The following is a 3,445-nucleotide window of genomic DNA, read 5'->3' as shown; positions in this document are numbered from 1 at the left end:
GAACTCCGCTGCTGCCGTGGCCGACGCGGAATAGACGGAAGCACCCGCTTCGCTGACGATCACCTTGAGCGGCTTCGGCCCGGCGCCAGCCGGCAGGTCCGACAGCATGTCGGCAACAAGCTTCTCTGTCTCACGGCTGCCGGTGCCGTTGCCGATCGAGATCAGCTCGACCTTGTGCTGGCGGATGAGCGCCGCAAGCTCGGCCTGCGTGCCGCGAATGTCGTTCCTCGGCGGGAAGGGATAGACCGTCGTGGTCGCCACCAGCTTGCCGGTGCCGTCGACCACCGCCACCTTGACGCCGGTGCGGATGCCGGGGTCGAGACCCATCGTCGGCCGCGAGCCGGCGGGAGCGGCGAGCAGCAGGTCCTTGAGATTGCGGGCGAAGACGTGGATCGCCTCTTCCTCGGCCCGTTCACGCAAGTCGCGCATCAGGTCGAGCGTCAGATGCAGCGACAGTTTTATCCGCCACGTCCAGCCGGCGACCTCCATCAGCCATTTGTCACCGGGCAGCGTGCCGCCGATGGCATAGGCATTGGCGATCATGCGCTCGACCGGTTTCACCGGCGAGGCGTCGTCGGCATCGACCTCGATGTCGAGCGACAGCACCTCTTCGTTGCGGCCACGCAGCATGGCGAGCGCACGGTGGCTGGGCACGCCCGACCAGCGCTCGACATGGTCGAAATAGTCGGAAAATTTCGCGCCGGCCTCCTGCTTTCCGTCGACGACTTTTGCGCGCAGGAAGGCGCGTTCCTTCATATAGGCGCGCAGCTTGCCGACCAGATCGGCATTCTCGGCGAACTGCTCGGACAGGATGTCGCGCGCGCCTTCAAGCGCCGCCTTGGCGTCGGCCACCTCTTCCGTGACATAGGCGAGCGCAAGCTCGGCCGGAATTTTGGAGCGGTCGGCGAGGATGGCTTCGGCGAGCGGCCCGAGCCCGCGTTCCCTGGCGATCTCGGCCTTGGTGCGCCGCTTCGGCTTGTAGGGCAGGTAGATATCCTCAAGCTCGGCCTTGGTGGCGGCCGCGGCGATCTTGGCCTCCAACTCCTCGGTCAGCTTGCCCTGCTCGCGGATGGAGCTGACGATCGTCTCGCGCCGCGCGTCGAGCTCGCGCAGATAGGCGAGCCGCTCGGAAAGATCGCGCAACTGCGTGTCGTCGAGCCCGCCGGTGACTTCCTTGCGGTAACGCGCCACGAAAGGCACCGTGGCGCCCTCGTCGAGCAGCCCGATCGCCGCCGCGGCCTGTTCCGGCCGTGCGCCGATCTCGGCCGCGATGATTGCTGCGATGCGCTTGATGTCCGATGCCATGCTCGTTCCTGTCGAAAAGAGCGGCGACCATAGGCCGGGATGCCGGCCGCGCCAACCACGCCGTTTTCAACTACCCCTGGAGGTCCACAGGAAACAGCTATGAATGCGACCCGCCGAACGGTTCAGACCATCGTGCTCAGCGCCTCGAAGAAGCTGACGAGGTCGAGGTCGAGCCGATCATCGACAGGTTCCGGCTGCGACGACATCTTGGCGATGACCACTTCCGTCTTCGGATTGACGTAAAGCCACTGGCCGTGGATACCGATGCCGCAGAAGGCGCCGCTGTCATGGCCGGTCTGGTACCATTTGTTGCGGTAGCGCCCCTTTGGGAACAGGAACGCCATCGTGCCGCGCTGCCAGGCCTCAAAGCTGCCGCCGGTGGCGACCGTGTCGCGCACCCAGGCTTCCGGGACGATGCGGCGGCCGTTGGCCGTGCCGCCCTGCCGCATCATCTCGCCGATACGGGCAAGATCGCGTGGCGTCATCGACATGCCGCCGGCGGTGCGCGCCGTGCCTTCCATGTCGACCGTCACAGACATTTCGCTTGCGGCGCCCAGCGGCAGCCACAGCTTTTCGCTGAGCAATTGGCTGACACGCTTGCCTGATGCCCGCTCCACCAGGATGCCAAGCATGTCTGAATTGGGCGAGCGGTAGCGATAGGTCTGCCCGTGCGGCTCAACGAGACGCTGCAGCGTCAGCAGGAATGCCGCGAGGCTTTCCGACCCGCCGCCCGGATTCCACAAGGTCGAACGGCGATAACGGGCAAACGCGCTTTCCGGATCGAGATAGGCTTCCTCGAAATCGAGGCTGACCGTCATGTCGAGCACGTTGCGCACGCTCGCATCGCCATAGGCGGAGCCCTTGGCCTCCGGGATGTAGTGCGTCACGGGTGCGTTGGGATCGAACAGCCCCTCGCCTTCCAATATGCCGACAAGAATGGCGGTCACCGACTTGCTGATCGAAAAGATGATGTGACGCGCTCCGAACGGCATATGCGGCGCCGACCAGTCGCCGACCAGCTTGCCGCCCCTCAGGATCGTCAGCCCGTCCGTATCGGAGCGCTTCAAGAAGTTCCCGACGGTTTCGCTGCCGCCGGCGAACGAAACCTTCTCTTCGAGCAACGTGCCGACCGATTTTGCCTGCTCCTCGCCGCCGGGCGCCGCCGCGACATGCGCGCTCGGCACCAGTTCGCCGACATTCTGGAACGACCATCGGTTGAACGGCGAAAGCCGCCAGGTCTCAAGCCGCACGTCCTTGCGGGCAAAGCCATACTGTGTCTCGAACGCGGTTTTGCCGGTCATGATGCTCTCGCGGCTGCTATGTTGGGGGTTTTCAGGCCAGCGCCGCGGCTATGGCATGGACGGCCTTCAGCGTCGCCACGGAATAGGCTTTGTTGGTGAAATCCGGATAGGTCGAAAGCTTCACCACGACCATCCTGTGTTCCCAGCTCATATGGATCAATTGGCCGAACACGCCGCGGCACATCAGCGAGCGCGAGTGTGAATCCTCGATCCAGAACTGGTTGCGGTAGCTCCCGTCCGGAAGGCTAGGGCTGAAATTCGGGCCATGCCTGCCGCTGCGCGTCGCCTCGATCCAGTCGGCCGGGATCACCCCGCCGCCATTGTCGAGGATCAATTGCCCGAAGCGGCCATAGTCGCGCAGCGTCGCGTTGAAGCCGCCATCGGCCAGCGCATAGCCGGCGCTGTCGACAGTGAAGCAGGCGCTCTCGTCGGCGCCGAGTTTCTGCCAGAGCTCCTCCGAGACGAGCTGCGCCAGGCGCTTGCCGCTCACCCGCTCCATGACGAAGGCGAGCACGTCGGTCTCGATCGAGCGGTACTCGAACGCCTCGCCATGCGGGCGCACCTGGTCCTTCAGCCGCAGGATCAGCTCGAACATGTGCGAGGGCCACGCGAACTCCGGATCGCCGCCCGGTGGGACCGGCTTCCAGCCGGTTGCGACATCGACCTGGCCGATCTCGGAATAGCGATCGGTGTATTCCTCGGAAAAGCGCACGCCCGTCGTCATGTCGAGCACATGCTGCACGGTGGCCCCGGCCCAGCCGGTTTCGGCGAGTTCCGGTAGATAGTCGGTGACGAGCTTCGCCGGATCGATCAGGCCGCGCCCGACCAGTATGCCGCAC

The 3,445-nt window shown here is 65.1% G+C and carries 3 protein-coding genes; all 3 read right to left on the bottom strand.

The genetic code is table 11. The features are described 5' to 3' along the window. Positions 1–1,305: Tex-like N-terminal domain-containing protein (locus tag EOA28_RS29295; RefSeq protein ID WP_281060934.1), on the bottom strand; the 1,305-nt coding region annotated here is incomplete at its 3' end. A 122-nt stretch (positions 1,306–1,427) separates the two neighbouring features. Next, the gene (locus EOA28_RS29290) at positions 1,428–2,606 is read right to left on the bottom strand and encodes a serine hydrolase (protein WP_127251399.1); all 1,179 of its coding nucleotides are present in this window, start codon (positions 2,604–2,606) and stop codon (positions 1,428–1,430) included. A 31-nt stretch (positions 2,607–2,637) separates the two neighbouring features. After that, the coding region (locus EOA28_RS29285; RefSeq protein WP_148670924.1) for a serine hydrolase at positions 2,638–3,445 on the bottom strand (808 nt) is incomplete at its 5' end.

Origin of the sequence: Mesorhizobium sp. M2A.F.Ca.ET.067.02.1.1, assembly GCF_004023285.1 — a bacterium.
GTDB lineage: Bacteria > Pseudomonadota > Alphaproteobacteria > Rhizobiales > Rhizobiaceae > Mesorhizobium.
The sequence above is the reverse complement of the archived record's forward strand: the minus strand, read 5'-3'. Positions and strand labels throughout refer to the sequence as shown.

Coding starts and splice junctions, on each gene's coding strand:
- EOA28_RS29290 (WP_127251399.1), bottom strand. CDS start 2,606: ATGACCGGCAAAACCGCGTTCGAGACACAGTATGGCTTTGCCCGCAAG.